Source organism: Paraliobacillus sp. PM-2, from assembly GCF_001368815.1.
Lineage (GTDB): Bacteria > Bacillota > Bacilli > Bacillales > Amphibacillaceae > Paraliobacillus.
Genome location: NZ_CTEI01000001.1, coordinates 1,879,488 through 1,896,334 on the forward strand (window position 1 = coordinate 1,879,488; position 16,847 = coordinate 1,896,334).

Sequence of the window (16,847 nt, forward strand, 5' to 3'; positions counted from 1 at the left end):
TTATCGTTTATAAAATACATTGGCTAAATCAGCAAACTCTTGAATAGATAAGGATTCGCCACGGCGCGTCCCATCAATTCCTGCACGTTTCAACCTGACTTCTATTTCTGCTTTTGTAAAATTCTCAGCAAAATACCTAGACAAATTATTTCGCAATGTTTTTCTTCTTTGTGCAAAAGCGGCCTGCACCAAATCAAAGAAAAAGGCCTCATCTGCCACTTCGACTAATGGTGTCTCCCTTTGACTTAAATGTAATACTGCAGAATCAACATTTGGTTGAGGCATAAATACAGTTTTGGGAACATAAAGTGCAACGGTCGCTTCTGTAAAATACTGTACCGCAATCGATAATGAGCCATAACTTTTCGTATTTGGTTTTGCGGCCATACGATCAGCTACTTCCTTTTGAATCATTACTGTAATACTGGAAATAGGTAAACGCTCCATCAGTAGCTTCATTAAAATAGGGGTTGTAACGTAATATGGTAAATTAGCTACTACCTTTATATCATGTTGATTCGAAAAATACGTTCTCACTATTTGCTCAACATCTGCTTTTAGCACATCTTGATATACAATCGATAAATTCGCATAATCCTTTAATGTATCTTCTAAGATAGGGGTTAGCCTTTGATCAATCTCAAATGCAATCACCTGCTTACTATGCCTTGCCAATTGTTCAGTTAATGCACCTATTCCTGGTCCTATCTCTATTACAGCTGTATCTTTGCTAACACCAGCTGCTTCAATGATATTTTTTAAAATATTAACGTCTATTATGAAATTTTGTCCTAAACTTTTTTTAAATGAGAATCCATATTTATTTAATATCTCTTTTGTTTTAGTTGGTGTTGCAATTGCTTTAAAAGTCATCGTTTTCCTCCTGAAGAATCACAGACATTTCTTCTGCCAAGCGCTCTTGTGATATTTGAAACATATGTAATCTCTTTAATAATTGTTTTCCGTTTGCATAACCAATCCGTAATCGTTTCGTTAATTTTTCTCTTCGATCTTTAGCATTAGGTCCTCCTACTAAACCAAACCCAATTAGATCCTCTTTTTTAATATCAACAGGCTGTAATTCAGTTAATTGGTACACTTCTGACAATGCCTCTTGAATCGTCTTAATGGAGGCATGCTCAATACCAATTCCTTTATCTTGTTTTGCTCGTGCTTCATGCTTTGTCAAAAAAGCATGTTTACATCCTGGTACTGCTTGAGAGACAATATGTCGTATACGTTGACCTGGATAATCAGGATCAGTAAAGATTATAATCCCTCTTTTTTCTTGTGCATGTTTTATTTGTTCAATGATCTGTTTATTAATTGCTGATCCATTTGTTTCTATTGTATCGGCGTTAACCGCTTGTTTTATTTTAGACGTATCGTCTTTACCTTCTACTACAATTATCTCTTGTATTTGCACGTGATATTCTCCCATTCATTAATCTTTCTACATTATAGAATTCGACATACAACTTAAGCAAGTACCCTTGGATGAAAACGTGAAATTATTATTTAAGCCATAGAACGTGAGGCATAAGGGGATCTACGACACCACCTTTTAACTCGCATGCATAGTTATTATTATAAAAGGGATTGTCACAATGACAATCCCTTCTAGAGCCTTTTTAAGTTATACCATAACTACTCAAGTATTTCTACTTTTACTCTTTTCCACCCATAACGCATGGCTGCAGCTAATGATGGCAGATGAACATCAATTCGATTCCCTTTGATATTACCCCCTGTATCTCTGGCTACTGCATAGCCATAGCCTTCTACATACACTTTTGTTCCTAACGGAATAACATTAGGATCAACAGCAATCACTCCATTTGGGTTTTCCTTCAAGTTGTAGCCGGTTGCCGTTCTACCAGATCCGCTACAAGTTCTGCAATCCCAATTATATGCCGTTGCATGCATATATAATGTTTTTTTCGTTTTGCTATCTCCACGAGATACTGTGTTTGTTGCAGTATTTTGAATCACTTTTGTTCCAACTGCAACTACTCGATCTTTACTTTCCTTTTTTACATTTTCAGAAATTAACTCTCTATCAACTTCTTCTCCGTTTTCAAGCGTAACTTCATATTCTTTTTCAATTAAACCTTTTTCACCAGACTTAACTACTTGTTCTGTCCCTTTTTTTAATGATTGATCATTTTTCTTCACCGTAGCATAATCCGTCTTTTCTTCTACTACTTCGGTTACTTTCTCTACACGGGTAATTGTTACAGTCATTTCGTCTGTAACGCGTTCTGTTTCTTTTGGTTCTATTCGATCAAGTTCATTTAATGTAATGGATTGACTAGAGAGTAGGTCTTCAACAGTGGCTGTTGTAGTCCAAACTTCTTTTTCCTCTCCACCATCATTAAGCGTAACCTTACTCGCTTTTTCTAACGTAATATCCAACCCATCTTCAATGGTTTTAGAAGCGTCAACAGATAACTCATCATGCTTCTCAACCGTAATGTTCTCATCTTTTAAGAAAGTTGCTACTGTATCTTCTGTTGTATAATATGTGGTTGCATCTCCATCAACAGTTAACACAATTTCCTTTGCTTTTTCATATACTATTTCCATATCATTTGTTATAAGTTCTGTTGTTTTATGTGAAAGTGCATCATGTTCTCCGACGTTTATTTCAAGTTCTTGCATTAAATCTGCAACTGTTTCAGCATGTGTATTCACTGTTTGTTTCTCACCATTTGCAGTCACTTCGACTGCTGATTCAGTAGCCTCAAATGTAACATAAGCTACGAACGCAAATAACATCATAACTGAAACAACAGGTATCACCAACTTTTTATTCAGTGTTGGCAATAGCTTGGAAAGATTCTTCATCCTCTTTTGCCTCCTTTATACCCGCCGTTGTATTATATATACAATACAACGGTGTGTCAAACAGGTAAAAGGAGCATTGTAATAGTATAAAAGGCTTATACACCAAGGCTTATATGATGAAAACTTCTAATTATTTCATCTTTATTAAAAAAAGATTACATCAAGTTTAATTCGTAACATTTCCGTAAAATAAGCATATGGTTCTGATATTTTATCATAATCGAAATAAACGATCGGCATTTTTCTTTGTGGCCTGTTCTACTTCTTCCACAGAAATACCACGTAATGTAGCAATTTGTTGTGCAACCAAAGCAACATAAGCTGGTTCATTCCTCTTCCCTCGATTAGGATGAGGAGCCAGAAACGGACAATCTGTTTCAATTAATAGCCTATCTATCGGAACCATCTTTGCGACTTCTTTCGGAAGTTTCGCATTTTTAAACGTCACTGGTCCACCTAGCGAAATATAGAAGTTCATATCAAGACAGGTTGGCACATATGTAGGATCATCATTGTAACAATGCATAATTCCGCCCACTTCATTTGCTTTTTCTTGTTGTAAAATTGTAATAATATCCTCCGTTGCTTCGCGATTATGGATGATAATCGGCATATTGACTTTACGGGCTAAGCGTATCTGCTTTCGAAACACTTCTTTTTGAACGTCATGAGGAGATTTATCCCAATGATAATCTAAACCCATTTCTCCTAAAGCTACCACTTTGGGATGCTCGACTAACTCTTCCAACCATTGTAGTTCTTTATCTGTGAAATCAATAGCGTCTACCGGGTGCCATCCTACTGCAGCATAAAAGTGTTCATAGGTTTCAGCCAGTTCAATTGCCTTTGGAATCGTCTCGTGATCAAATCCAACAATCACCATATTGCTTACACCTGCTTCTTTCGCCCGTTGTATGACTTCCTCTCGATCTTGATCAAATTGCTCCACATTTAAATGCACATGTGTATCAAATAACATGATTATCCTCCTACTAATTGTTAAAAGGAAAACGCCCATCAATTCACATCGATAAGCGCCCCTCTCCTCATTATTTTACAATAGAACCATTTGGTAGTTGATCCGAAACTGTTACCAGAGAAAGGTTTCCTTCCGCATCTTCACCAGAAAGAATCATACCCTGGCTAATCAGTCCACGCATTTTTCGTGGTTTTAGATTAGCAACAATTACAACTTTTTTTCCAACTAATGCTTCTGTATCTTTATAGAATTCTGCTATCCCAGATAAAATTTGACGATGACCATTTTTATCCCCAGCATCTAAACGGAATTGAAGCAATTTATCAGCACCTTCTACTTTTGCGCAGGATATAACTTCAGCTACCTTTAGTTCTACTTTATCAAAGTCATCATACTTGATCTCTTGGTCTTTAGTAGATGAAAGTTTTGTTTTTTCTGGCTCCCATTCTTCTTCCTCTGGGGTATTTGTCCCAGCCATTGCTTGCTGCATCGCTTCGACTTCTTCGTCTTTATCTAATCTAGGGAAAATCGGTTCACCTTTAGCTACTACCTTCTTCCCAGCTGGGAAGTTTCCAAACACTAATTTTTCCCATGTATGGTCTTCTTCATCTAACCCTAGCTGTTGATAGATTTTCTCGGATGTATCAATAAAAACAGGTTGAAGTAATGTAGCTACAATACGTAAACTTTCAGCCAAATGAACCATTACACTACTTAGTTCATCACGATTGTCGTCTTCTTTAGCTAACAGCCAAGGTTGCGTCTCATCAATGTATTTATTTGTTCGAGAAACAAATCGCCACACTGCTGTTAATGCTTGACTGAACTGCATCGTATCCATTTCTGTTTCATACACTTTTACCGTTTCTTCTGCTAGTTGACGTAAGCCTTTATCATACGGAGTCACGTCTCCATGATATGTTGGTACTTCTCCGTTAAAATACTTATTTATCATGGCAATGGTTCGATTTAACAAGTTTCCTAAGTCATTTGCTAAATCAAAATTCATACGAGAAACAAAATCTTCCGGCGTAAAAATACCATCATTACCAAATGGTACTTCTCGCATTAAGTAATATCGCATTGGATCCACACCATAGCGATTAACTAAAAATTCAGGGTAAATAACATTTCCTTTGGATTTAGACATTTTTCCATCTTTCATTAATAACCAACCATGTCCAAATACCTTCTTAGGCAATGGTAAATCTAATGCCATTAACATAATTGGCCAATAGATCGTATGGAAACGAACAATTTCTTTCCCAACCATATGCACGTCCGCTGGCCAAAATTTCTTAAATAATTCTGGTTGATCATCAAAACCACCTAATTCGGGATCATATCCTAATGCGGTTATGTAATTAGTCAAAGCGTCAATCCACACATAAATAACATGTTTAGGATCAGAATTAATAGGTACACCCCAATCAAATGTTGTACGCGAAACGGCTAAGTCTTCTAGTCCGGGTTTGATGAAGTTGTTAATCATTTCCTTCTTACGTGATTCTGGTTGAATAAAATGTGGGTGTTTTTCATAATATTCAAGTAATCTATCAGCGTATTTACTCATACGAAAGAAATACGATTCTTCTTTTACCCATTCTACCTCATGTCCACTAGGAGCAACACCACCAATGACATTGCCTTCTTCATCACGGTACACTTCTGCAAGTTGGGTCTCTGTAAAAAATTCTTCATCTGAAACGGAATACCAACCAGCATAATGACTCAAATAGATATCACCTTGCTGCTTCAATTTATCAAAGATCTTTGCTACCACTTCTTTGTGATAATCATCTGTTGTTCGAATGAATTTATCATTTGAAATTTTTAACAATTTCCAAAGCTCTTTAATACTTTCAGCCATACCATCGACATAATCCTGCGGTGATTGACCTAACTCTTTTGCTTTCTTTTCAATTTTTTGTCCATGCTCATCTGTTCCTGTTAAATAAAATGTATCAAACCCTTTTAATCGTTTGTAACGAGTAGCCACGTCACAAGCAATCGTTGTATAAGCATTTCCTATATGCAATTTCCCACTTGGATAATAAATTGGTGTCGTAATATAAAATGTTTTCTTTTCCTGAGCCATGAAATTTTCCCTCCTACATCGATAGCTTTTTCTACATTATTGCTTATCATGCGCATATTTACACATCATTCTACATTATTCATTTCTTTCTATTGTAGCGGTTTTATAGTGATTTTTCCATTACTAACGGCTTAAACTAATAAATTTATCTTTCCTAAGGCTAATAAAACGCTCATTTTGATTTTCCATTTCTGGTGTGAACATCAATAGATACAAAAACAAATGCACACTAATTATTTTTTCTTTAAAAGAGAAAATCAGTTATAAATGATAAAATAAACATTGATGTGAATTATTTTTTTTCCTAAAACATTGGTTTTTTTCAAAAAAAGTAATTGACACATATAGAAATTACTGGTATATTCGTTATAGAACTTGTCGAATAATGGCGGAATTATTTTTATCTTTGGGAGGAGAAATGAATATGAAATCTACAGGTATTGTTCGTAAAGTTGATGAACTAGGACGCGTGGTTATTCCTATCGAGCTTCGTCGTACTTTGGGAATCAATGAAAAAGATGCTTTAGAAATTTACGTTGATGATGAAAGAATTGTACTACAAAAATATAAACCTAGTATGACTTGTCAAGTTACTGGTGATATTTCTGATGATAACTTATCATTAGCTGATGGTAAGCTTGTATTAAGCCCAGAAGGTGCAAAAGCATTGGTTGATGAAATCAACTCACGTATAAACAAATAGTAGTTAACTAAAAAAGATGAAGTATCTTTTATTTAAGAGATACTTCATCTTTTTTTATATGTAGAATTAATCCTACTTGTTATTTATATGGTAAGCTTGGTAGACTTCACGCTTTTGTATATTCCGTTCTACCGACACTTTCTTAATTGCATCCTTACTGGATAGTTGTTCTTGTTGAACATAATGATTCACATGTGCTTCAATAGATAGGTCTTTCCACCAATTATTTTCCATCACACTTTCATTGTCTATCCCCTCAATCACAAGACAGAACTCACCTTTAACCGTACCTGTATCTGTCCATGCTATTATTTCTTCTAATGTCCCCCGAACATATTCTTCAAATCTTTTCGTTAATTCTCGTCCAATCACAACTGATCGATTACCAAAGTATTCATACAGTTCAGCAACAGTTTCTTTCACACGATACGGCGATTCATAGAGTAATATTGTATCTGTTAATTGACTTAATCGTTGTAGTGTTGCTTTTTTATCTTTACTTTTTCTTGGTAGAAAACCGTAAAAGTAGAAATGATTCGTATCAAGTCCTGAAGCAACTAAGGCACATAATCCAGCGTTTGCACCTGGTAATACAACGACAGGAATCGACTGTTTAATAGCAGCTTCAATTACTGGATTACCTGGATCAGACACAGCAGGCATACCTGCATCACTTACTAATGCTACATTCTTTCCATTTTGCATTGCTTCTATCAACATCTGTTCACGTTGCTGATTACTATGTTCATGATAACTAACAAGCGATTGGTTGATTTCAAAATAGTTTAAAAGCTTTTTTGTGTTCCTAGTATCTTCTGCTGCAATAAAATCAACTTCCCGCAATGTATTTAATGCACGAATTGTAATATCTTCTAAATTACCAATGGGCGTCGGAACAACAAAAAGGGTTCCAACTGTTCTATTTGATTCAAAGCTTTTTTGTATTTGCACATCGATCCTCCTCCTTTTGAAACGCACGGATTCGATTGATCTTTTCACTTCTTTTTAATTGTTTTATATAATATTCTTGTTTCATCGCTTCTTCCTTGGTCTGGAATGCTTCGTAATATTTAAGCAGAAAAGGTCCCCTTCCTCTTGTATATTTTGCTCCCTTACCTGACTCATGCATAGCTAAGCGACGAAATAAATTATTCGTATAACCTGTATATAATGTTCCATCTTTACATTCTAAAATGTATACAACATGCTCATATTCCGTTTCCATGAATAATTTGATCTAGCTCCTTTGTGTAATTTCCTTTTTGATCAAATACATATAAAGGGGGGAGGATACGCAAATCTGGATTACCATCACGTATTGCTTCTATTAATAAAATATTTGCCTCTTTCCCCTCTTTAGGATACACCAATTGTAACCGTTTTGGCTCTAGTTTATATGTCTTGAATAATGTTAAAATTTCTACTAATCGATTCGGTCGATGAACCATCGCTACTTTTCCACCTGATTTGGCTAACTTGCTACAAACACTTACAACGTCTTCTAATGTACAAAGCACTTCATGCCTTGCAATAGTTAAGTAATCATTCTTGTTTTGGTGCGCTTTTTTTTCTGTTTGAAAATATGGTGGATTTACTGTTACTATATCAAACTTATTATTCCCAAATCGTGCTGGCATATCTTTTAAATCACCGTGGATCAGTTTTACTTGATCTGCTTTTTGATTTCGTATTACACTTCTTCTTGCCATATCATATAAGCGCGCTTGAATTTCTACCCCAGTAATAGTTGCTTGCGATTTTTTGCTTAATAATAAAGGAATAACACCATTACCTGTGCACAAATCTAGAATCTTCCCCTTTTTTATAGGAACCCGCGCAAAGTTGGACAGAAGCACAGCATCAATTGAAAAGGAGAATACAGTTGCACTTTGGATAATTTGCATTGACTCATCTGCCAATAAATAGTCTAATCGTTCATCTTCTTTTAGCTCCATCATGATTGTGTCTCCTTTTAAAATACATGCATTCAATAAAAGGGCTGATAATTAAAGGTGTAAATACCTAAAATAATCAGCCCTTGATACCTTCATTATTTTGTTTTGTTTAAAAACAATAAACAAAACAAGCAATCTTCATCTTGTCTTGGACTTCCAAAATGCACATTACAAATATGAAATCCCTCTTCATACAAACGTGCTAAATTGTCATACCCTTCTCCAATAGAAACATCACGATTCTCCGCCCCATTATCTGCTCCAGTATCGTTTGTTGTCTCATTCTCTAGACGATTCCGTAAGTGATGATTTTCCATAGATAAGCGATGATTTTCTTCCAACAGTTCACTAATGTGATTTTTTAAATCTCCGAGCTGTTGATATAGTTGGCCAATTTGCTCTTCCATATAAGATACTTGTTCAAATACCTCTTTTTTATTCACGCTACCTCCACCCCATTATTCCGTGGCTTGCGTATGAATAACTCCCTCATCGATTAGCTCATCTAACGTATACTCAATGACTCTCTCTTTATCGGGAATTTCTATTTGAATCATACGCTCTAGAATATTCAAGCCTACTACTTTACCATTTCCATAAGGTGTTTTAATTGATTCACCCAAATCTGGAAGTTCCTTTTTCGCTGTTTCATAATCATCGTTTTCGTATTTCAAACAACACATTAGACGCCCACATAAACCAGATATCTTCGCAGGATTTAATGATAAATTTTGATCTTTTGCCATTTTTATCGATACAGGCTCAAAGTCACCTAAGAAAGTTGAACAACAAAGCATTCTACCACATGGGCCAATTCCACCTAATAATTTTGCTTCATCTCTCACACCAATTTGACGTAATTCAATTCGCGTCTTAAATATAGATGCAAGATCTTTTACTAAATTACGAAAATCTACTCTTCCATCAGCTGTAAAATAAAAAATTGCTTTATTACGATCGAAAGTATATTCTACGTCAACCAAATTCATATCCAAACTATGTTCTATGATTTTCGCTTCACATACTTCATAGGCTTCTGTAGCATTTTCTTGATTTTCTGCTACTATTCGTTTATCCTTTGGCGTTGCTATACGAATAACCTTTTTCAAAGGAAGTACAACATCTTCCTCATCAACATGTTTATTTGAAATAACTACTTTACCAAATTCAACCCCTCTGACCGTTTCCACAATGACATAGTCATCCTTGGTAATGGTCATTTCGTCAGGATCAAAATAATATATCTTACCCGCTTTTTTAAAGCGAATTCCTATTACCTCTACCATGTTTTTCACCTCTGCATTCGCAGTGTTAATTGCTCCATTAACAGTGTAGGATGAACATTTTGTTCTATGCGTTTCTTTGCTTCCATCATAGCATAAAGTATGTGCGTTGTATCACCTTTTGACCAATACATTGCACTTTTTTCTATTTTATCTATATATGATTTAAATATGATATTATCCTCTCTTCCAACAAGAAGATACATGATATCTTTATACCATAATACAAGCAAATCTAAGCCCAATTGTAACTGCTCTCTATTAGAGAAATGAGGCATCCATTGCTTATGTATAAACAATAATACTTCCTCATTTTTATATTGAAGCATTTCAACCAATTGTACCACTAAATTTCGTGCTTGCGCAAACCACTCATCTTGGTCAAACACCTTCGCATCGTCTACATTATTTGTTAAAGCTGAAAATAAACGGGCATTTTCCTGTGTAATACCTGCATCTTGTAACACGACTTGCATTTTCTTTTCATTTAGGGGTTGTAATGCAATTACTTGACACCTAGAACGAATCGTATGAATAATTCCATTTACATTCTTCGTTAATAAAATAGCCGTTGTTTTCTTACTCGGTTCTTCTAAGAATTTTAATAATCGATTAGCTGCATTTACCGTCATTTTATCTGCATCTTGAATAATATATACTTTTCTATTTGATTCTAAACCAGTATATGTGAATTCTTTTTGCAAATGTAAAATTTGGTCCTTTTTTATGGAGCTACCTTCAGGGATGACTTTGTGAACATCCGGATGATTCCCAGATGAAATACGAATACAATTCTTACAGGTATGACAAGGCTCACCATCTACCTGATCGATACAGAAAATACTTTTTGCTAGCAATGTAGCTATATTATTTTTACCTATTCCTTTTTGGCCGTGAAACAAATAAGCATGGGAAATTCGATCGCGCTTAATCATATTCAGTACCATCTTTGTTGCAATAGGTTGAATTGTTTCTAGTTGACTCCAATTATCCATGTCCATACGCCCTTTTAATATTGGATCTTTCTATCATTTGCATGATCGCCAATTACTTCTGGCGAAAGATAAAAAAGAGTGAAATTCAATGAATTTCAGCTCTTACATTTATCTTATTTATTTTATCATTTTTTTTGACAAGCATATAGTCAGTTATGAATATAAATTAATTAAAAGGCCCTTTATTTCCCCTATTACATCAAGTATACCAATGGAACGTTTTTCTTGTTCTATTATTACTTCTGTCAAACGTAATAGCCTTTCATCAATTTCTTTTACAATTGTAAGTTTTCGATTATTTCCCTGGAAATTAAAACTATGTGAATGATTTAAATCCATACCGTATTGTGCTGCCTCTTTAACAAAGTCTTTTACCAACCTTTTATACTTTGCTAAATCTTTAATAGAGCGATAACGCGCTAATCGTTCTCCTTGTAGTGTTATATTTTTTACTAATTCCGTTAATTGTTCGTGTTGCAACTTTTGGGTTTGCGAGGCAACTAATGCATCAAATTTCCTTTCACCTTTTTGATTGTTCATTGCCTGTGTTTTTGTTGCTTCTAGCTGTGCTCGCATCTCTTGTTTAATCTTCATTTATATAATCTCCCTTAAAGCTGCTTTATAGCTTAAATAGAATAAGAGAAAAATGCAATAGATTAGAACTGATAAAAGGAGTCAATTGGTAATACAAATACTGTAGACCCTCCAACCTCTACATTTATTGGTCTTGGTATATAAGAATCGGCATTTCCCCCCATTGGTGAAATTGGGGCAACCATTTGTTCACGTTGGCTGGAGTTATCTCTTATAATCTCTAATGCTTCATCTACTGCATCATCATTACACCCAATCATCAAAGTAGTGTTACCTTCTTTTAAAAAACCACCCGTAGTCGATAGCTTCGTTGTTTTAAAATCCTTCTCACCTAGGGCGTCTGTTAAACGATTACTATCTTTGTCTTGTAAAACGGCTATAATTAATTTCAATTTGTTCACCTCCCAGTCATTTTTGACCAAAAGCATTTTTATCTATGCATTGCAAGATAACATCTAAGCTATGTTCTACAACAATTTCTAACTTTGGACTAGCATCAATAGATACGATACGATCTCTAAATCGCTCAAGTAATAACATATATGCGTCATAGACAGATTGATGAAAAGATAATTGCTCTAGGTCTAATCTGTTTTTTTCACGCTTATTATTTAAAGATATTCGTTTTAATCCTTCCTCTGGTGCGATATCAAAAAACAATGTTAGATCCGGCATTTTGTTACCAATAGCAAATTGGTTCATTTGATAAACCTCATCTATTCCTAAACCACGTGCATAACCTTGATAGGCTAAGCTACTATCAATAAAACGATCACATAATACCACCTGATCATCATCCAATGCAGGGACGACTCGTTCTACTAAATGTTGTCTCCGGGCCGCTGCATATAATAATGCTTCTGTCCTTGCATCCATATCGGTATATACTGGATTTAAAATGATATTCCTTATTTTTTCAGCTATTTCAATTCCACCAGGTTCTCTAGTAGTAATCACTTGGTATCCGAGTTTTTCTAATTGATCTGCTACTGCTTTTAAAACAGTGGTTTTACCTGCACCTTCTCCACCCTCAAATGTTATAAATTGACCTGACACATGCATTCTCCTTTTAGAAAACAAGACTTAACAATAAAGTCTTTGTTTTACTTATACTACATCCCAACAAAAGATACTTTTTTGTTAATTAAAAACAAATATACCTGTTTGTATATTATCTTGTTGAAAATTAATGTTATTATCTAATAGATATTTAATATGGTTAATATGTTCTGTTTCAATTACCTCACCTTTAACTAAGATTGGAATGCCTGGTGGATATGGAACAACCTGTTCTGCTGCAACTTTTCCCTCAGCCTGTTTCCATTCTGTAAACACCCGATCTAACCAATCCATTTCTTGATGAGTAAAAGCTAAACATCCTAATTTCTTTGGAAAAAAGTTTATGTTTTTTTCTATTGTAGCATGTTTTTTAGATATTTTTAATTCTGTTAAGATTTTTTCCAAAGCATTTTCTAGCCGCTCCCATTGATGGAATGGTTCTAAACCATGAATAAATAAAATTTGCTCCTCTGTAACTAACTCTGGGAAAATAGAGCATGCTTCAAAAGATTGGGCTACTTTTTTTGCACTAACACCAGCTTTCATATGCAAAATTATCTTTAGTGGATCATCTATTTTAGCTTGTAAGGGAATAAGATCCCATTTATCACTTTTCATTGTGTTTCTCATTCGTAAAACACTTTTTAAAAGTAGATCTATATCACTTTTAGTTTTTGTAGCTAAATAATTACGAGCAATATCCAAACTCACTAATAATGGATAGGAAGGACTACTTGATTGTAGCATCTTCAAACAGTATGCCACTTTGTCTTTATCTATGATTGAGGAGCGAATATGTAAATAAGCAGTCATCGTCATTGCTGGCGCCATTTTATGTGCAGATTGAACAACAGCATCAGCACCCAGTGTTAATGCACTAGCAGGGAAATGGGAATGGTTAATCGAGAAATGTACCCCATGTGCTTCATCAATTAAAACAGCTATCTGATTATCATGTGCCATTTCTATTATTGATCGCAAATCGTATGTACGACCAAAGTAATCAGGATAAGTTAAAATAATGGCTTTAGCCTCTGGATACTGCTTGATTACCTGTTCAATTTGATCTTGACTCGGGGTAGTATATCTATGAACTTGTTCATCAAAGGCAGGGGCGACCATAATTGGCATTGCTCCACTTAATTCAATACCATTCCAAATAGATTTGTGGCAATTCCTCTGAATAATAACTTTATCTCCTCTACAACACGATGCAAGAATCATCGCAAGATTACCAACCGTACTTCCACCGATCAGAAAAAAAGTATGATCTGTCTGGAACCATGCACTGGCTAAGCTTTGCGCTTCAGCAATAACATCTTGCGGTGCATGTAAATCATCTAAACCAGACAGCTCTGTCATATCAATAGACATAATTTCTTTGTATATTTTTTGCCCCTGGAGCGGTATAATAGCACCATTTTTATGTCCTGGTACATGAAATGATATCGGATCTTTTTCAATAAATTGATTTAATCTATCTAATAGAGGTATTCTTTTTTGATTCATCAATGTATATTCATCCCTTTGTACTTTTCTATATATTTATGTTGAACCCTCTCACCACTTAACGACTTTATGGTCTGTTTGAAGTGGGAGATTCCTAAGAACACTAACCTAACAGTCAGTTTTAATTAGGCTATCCCCGTCGGACCTACGGTTAGAAGTCTTATTGCTTCATCTTTAATTTTTTTACTTGCGTTAAGATCCCTGTCGTGATGTGTACCACAAGATACAAATCCTCTATACCAACTATGTCGTGGTTTTTGACAATACGGTATGAGATTTTATGCAAGTAATCTTTTCTTATATTGATTATTTTTTCATGAATACGTGCAACCTTGATTCGTTGTTTGTGCCAAATGGAGTCTTCTCGCTTCTAATGATAAAGTGCATTTCTCTACTAATATAGTTTAACAAAATTAGTGTCGCAAGTTATAATACAAAAATAAAAACTCGTATTTTATAAGTAATACGAGTCCGTTAAATTATGAATATTGCTTTCGTTTATTTATTTGTTTTAGTTTATTAACAAAATAAGTATAGGATGCATCTTCTGGATTAGTTTCTATCATTTTTCTTTCACAAGACTGACAAATAAAAAGATGATAGAGATGAATGCCATCTTTTTCTTTTCTATGACAGACACCACATTCTTCAAATTTAATTCGTTCTTCCACCATCTCCACCTCCATTTGTTAATAGTCTAACCATTTAATATAATTCTATACATTACTAAGTTAAGAATCTGTTATTTTTTTGCGCTGTCATAAAAATCAAATGGTAGATTAAACAAAGAGAGGGTGATAAATCATAAATCTCCTCATAAATAAACTGCCTTTTCCCTTTATTCATTCGAAAAGACAGTTATACTTTTTACTTACTTTCATTATTACTGAAATACTCATATTTAAGATAAAACTACTGTGGTTGTTAATACTCGCGTTTTTCAATAGACTCATTAATATCTTCGTAAATTGCATCAACAACTGAAAAGTCAGTAGCATCAACATAGATCTTTCTCAATTGATCATGTATACTTTTTGCTTCTTGTAAATATTCAATTCCTTCTTTCATTCGTTGTTTATAACGCTTGTTGAGGTCGTTAATTTCATATTCATTCGCTTCATCGGTTCCGGGAGTAATTGTTTTTTCATATAAATCAATGATTTCATCTCCATGTTTATTTGGAAAATATTCATGAGGATCTGTGCTATCAAATATACAAACGCCTAGTTCTCTAATAATAACCATATCAATACTGTCTGGATCAAATCCACAATGATATACTTCGACATCGAAATCCCGCTCTGTAGCTGTTTCTGCAATTTTTTTCAAGAGTGTTGATTTCCCAGTTCCAGCCCGTCCCTTGATAAAATATCGTTTCTTTAGTCCTTCTGTAATATTTGAAATAAAGTCTACAACACCACTTGGAGTAGAGGCACCAAAAAAACGATGTCGTGTTATAGGCTTTGCACAATTACCTTGTTTACTAATGAATATCTTATCAATTAATTCTTTTGTTACTTTATCTGCTTTTTCAAAATCAATATTACTAATGTATATAGATTCTAATTCATCATGAATTAGCAATCCTCTTTCAAATGATTTATACGCCAATTCAAACGTTTCGCTTTTCTGCTTCTGGTAATTTAATATAGCTTGACGATTTGTGCTCAGTAATGCAGTATCCCATGCAACACCTAAATTAACATATTGTTCAATTGCTCCCGGAGCTTTTGGCTTTAATACGTGTGGTTGTGTTGTATCAATTATTGCGCATTTTAAATCTGGAATGATTAAACCAACTAACTTATCATTTTCAAATGAAGATTGTATTTGTTCAATATCATATCCTTTATCGCTCCATTTACTTGCAAGTCTTTTAATTAAGCTGGATTTACCATTACTTGGTCCACCAATTAATGTATAAATTATTTCTAGTCCTTGTAAATTGGACTCAAGTAGGTTGTAAAATCCTTTTGCCGTATTACCTCCTACAAAATAATTCACTATTTTTCCTGACATCCATACTCCTCCTTTTAGACTTTGGAAGGTCATCTAACCTAACCTATGTAAATAGGAGCGATTTCATTACAAAAAATTTATTTTCATTAAAATTTTTCTTATCTTTATATATTTTTTTATATGCTAAGAAATTCTAGGGAAATAAAAGAGAGGGGAATGCGTGTATTTTTTTGCTTCTATGGAAGCCTTGATAGATCAACGGGCACCACCATATTTAGTATAGAGCCCAATAGAGCCTGTTTTCAAATCAAAAAACCCCTTTTGAAATAAATTCAAAAGGGGTTTTTTAGGTTGCCTAGCGACGTCCTACTCTCACAGGGGCAAGGCCCCAACTACCATCGGCGCTGAAGAGCTTAACTACTGTGTTCGGCATGGGAACAGGTGTGACCTCTTCGCTATTGTCACCAGGCCTTTAGGATGAAGGTCATGCAGACGTTGCCACAAGATGTGGCAAAATTAGTCTGTATTCCTTTAAATTGAAATATACACCTTCAAAACTAGATAAGACAGACAAGTATTCATATTATATATAATCTAGCTCCATCAACCAACAACTGGGTGTCTTCGCCAATCACCCTACGATAAGTCATCATCAATTTCTTGTCAGAAATTGTGATTCCTTTATCTCAGTTCATTGTCTCCAGCCACTGCGTTGTTAAACGGTTGATTCCGCTTTTTTAATATAGTTAAGTCCTCGATCGATTAGTATTCGTCAGCTGCACGTGTCACCACGCTTCCACCTCGAACCTATCTACCTCATCGTCTCTGAGGGATCTTACTCTAAAAGATGGGAAGTCTCATCTTGA

Annotated in this window: 18 protein-coding genes, 2 rRNA genes and 1 pseudogene; 1 reads left to right on the forward strand and 20 read right to left on the reverse strand. The window is 34.7% G+C overall.

Annotated elements, in window-relative coordinates:
• From rsmA to metG, 5 genes are all read right to left on the reverse strand, one after another.
• Entirely contained in the window at window positions 1-873 is an 873-nt protein-coding gene (gene rsmA / locus BN1058_RS08720) for a 16S rRNA (adenine(1518)-N(6)/adenine(1519)-N(6))-dimethyltransferase RsmA (RefSeq protein WP_090855756.1), read from the reverse strand.
• A complete protein-coding gene (gene rnmV / locus BN1058_RS08725) occupies window positions 863-1,426 on the reverse strand; it encodes a ribonuclease M5 (protein ID WP_090855759.1) in 564 nt (187 codons plus the stop codon). Before rnmV ends, rsmA begins: the two co-directional genes overlap by 11 nt.
• A gap of 221 nt (window positions 1,427-1,647) precedes the next feature.
• Window positions 1,648-2,847 carry a ubiquitin-like domain-containing protein gene (locus BN1058_RS14565; protein WP_090855762.1) on the reverse strand — a complete coding sequence of 400 codons (1,200 nt, stop codon included), beginning with the start codon at window positions 2,845-2,847 and terminating at the stop codon, window positions 1,648-1,650.
• Window positions 2,848-3,061: 214 nt separating this feature from the next.
• Window positions 3,062-3,826 carry a TatD family hydrolase gene (locus tag BN1058_RS08735; RefSeq protein WP_090855765.1) on the reverse strand — a complete coding sequence of 255 codons (765 nt, stop codon included), beginning with the start codon at window positions 3,824-3,826 and terminating at the stop codon, window positions 3,062-3,064.
• Between the two features lie 70 nt (window positions 3,827-3,896).
• Window positions 3,897-5,924 (reverse strand): methionine--tRNA ligase, encoded by a 2,028-nt coding sequence (gene metG, locus BN1058_RS08740; protein WP_090855767.1) that lies wholly within the window; start codon window positions 5,922-5,924, stop codon window positions 3,897-3,899.
• Window positions 5,925-6,348: 424 nt separating this feature from the next.
• Between metG and BN1058_RS08745 the strand changes: the two genes are divergently transcribed.
• On the forward strand, window positions 6,349-6,627 hold the full coding sequence (locus tag BN1058_RS08745) for an AbrB/MazE/SpoVT family DNA-binding domain-containing protein (protein WP_090855770.1): 279 nt from the start codon (window positions 6,349-6,351) through the stop codon (window positions 6,625-6,627).
• 72 nt (window positions 6,628-6,699) lie between these two features.
• Here the strand turns inward: BN1058_RS08745 and rsmI are convergent, their stop codons facing one another.
• From rsmI to BN1058_RS08820, 15 genes and pseudogenes are all read right to left on the reverse strand, one after another.
• Entirely contained in the window at window positions 6,700-7,578 is an 879-nt protein-coding gene (gene rsmI / locus BN1058_RS08750; protein WP_090855773.1) for a 16S rRNA (cytidine(1402)-2'-O)-methyltransferase, read from the reverse strand.
• Complete coding sequence (locus tag BN1058_RS08755; RefSeq protein ID WP_090855776.1) at window positions 7,556-7,852, reverse strand: GIY-YIG nuclease family protein; 297 nt, start codon at window positions 7,850-7,852, stop codon at window positions 7,556-7,558. Before BN1058_RS08755 ends, rsmI begins: the two co-directional genes overlap by 23 nt.
• Window positions 7,836-8,585 (reverse strand): tRNA1(Val) (adenine(37)-N6)-methyltransferase, encoded by a 750-nt coding sequence (locus tag BN1058_RS08760; RefSeq protein WP_090855778.1) that lies wholly within the window; start codon window positions 8,583-8,585, stop codon window positions 7,836-7,838. Before BN1058_RS08760 ends, BN1058_RS08755 begins: the two co-directional genes overlap by 17 nt.
• A 92-nt stretch (window positions 8,586-8,677) precedes the next feature.
• Window positions 8,678-9,025: a DNA replication initiation control protein YabA gene (gene yabA / locus BN1058_RS08765; protein WP_090855781.1), complete on the reverse strand. Its 348-nt coding sequence runs from the start codon at window positions 9,023-9,025 to the stop codon at window positions 8,678-8,680.
• Window positions 9,026-9,040: 15 nt separating this feature from the next.
• Window positions 9,041-9,868 (reverse strand): PSP1 domain-containing protein, encoded by an 828-nt coding sequence (locus BN1058_RS08770; protein ID WP_090855784.1) that lies wholly within the window; start codon window positions 9,866-9,868, stop codon window positions 9,041-9,043.
• A 5-nt stretch (window positions 9,869-9,873) separates the two neighbouring features.
• Window positions 9,874-10,860, reverse strand: coding sequence for a DNA polymerase III subunit delta' (holB, locus tag BN1058_RS08775; protein ID WP_090855787.1), 987 nt, complete (start codon window positions 10,858-10,860; stop codon window positions 9,874-9,876).
• A 153-nt stretch (window positions 10,861-11,013) separates the two neighbouring features.
• Window positions 11,014-11,454 (reverse strand): YaaR family protein, encoded by a 441-nt coding sequence (locus tag BN1058_RS08780; RefSeq protein ID WP_090855793.1) that lies wholly within the window; start codon window positions 11,452-11,454, stop codon window positions 11,014-11,016.
• A gap of 62 nt (window positions 11,455-11,516) precedes the next feature.
• Window positions 11,517-11,846 (reverse strand): cyclic-di-AMP receptor, encoded by a 330-nt coding sequence (locus tag BN1058_RS08785; protein ID WP_090855797.1) that lies wholly within the window; start codon window positions 11,844-11,846, stop codon window positions 11,517-11,519.
• 16 nt (window positions 11,847-11,862) lie between these two features.
• On the reverse strand, window positions 11,863-12,510 hold the full coding sequence (gene tmk, locus BN1058_RS08790; protein WP_090855800.1) for a dTMP kinase: 648 nt from the start codon (window positions 12,508-12,510) through the stop codon (window positions 11,863-11,865).
• A gap of 84 nt (window positions 12,511-12,594) precedes the next feature.
• Window positions 12,595-14,022 (reverse strand): aminotransferase class I/II-fold pyridoxal phosphate-dependent enzyme, encoded by a 1,428-nt coding sequence (locus BN1058_RS08795; protein WP_090855803.1) that lies wholly within the window; start codon window positions 14,020-14,022, stop codon window positions 12,595-12,597.
• A gap of 125 nt (window positions 14,023-14,147) precedes the next feature.
• Window positions 14,148-14,380, reverse strand: a pseudogene (locus BN1058_RS08800) (transposase); the annotation flags it as partial.
• Window positions 14,381-14,501: 121 nt separating this feature from the next.
• Window positions 14,502-14,693 (reverse strand): sigma factor G inhibitor Gin, encoded by a 192-nt coding sequence (locus BN1058_RS08805; RefSeq protein WP_255307028.1) that lies wholly within the window; start codon window positions 14,691-14,693, stop codon window positions 14,502-14,504.
• Window positions 14,694-14,946: 253 nt separating this feature from the next.
• Window positions 14,947-16,041 (reverse strand): PRK06851 family protein, encoded by a 1,095-nt coding sequence (locus tag BN1058_RS08810; protein ID WP_090855809.1) that lies wholly within the window; start codon window positions 16,039-16,041, stop codon window positions 14,947-14,949.
• 293 nt (window positions 16,042-16,334) lie between these two features.
• Window positions 16,335-16,450 (reverse strand): 5S ribosomal RNA (gene rrf, locus BN1058_RS08815).
• 273 nt (window positions 16,451-16,723) lie between these two features.
• Window positions 16,724-16,847, reverse strand: a 23S ribosomal RNA gene (locus BN1058_RS08820); the annotation flags it as partial.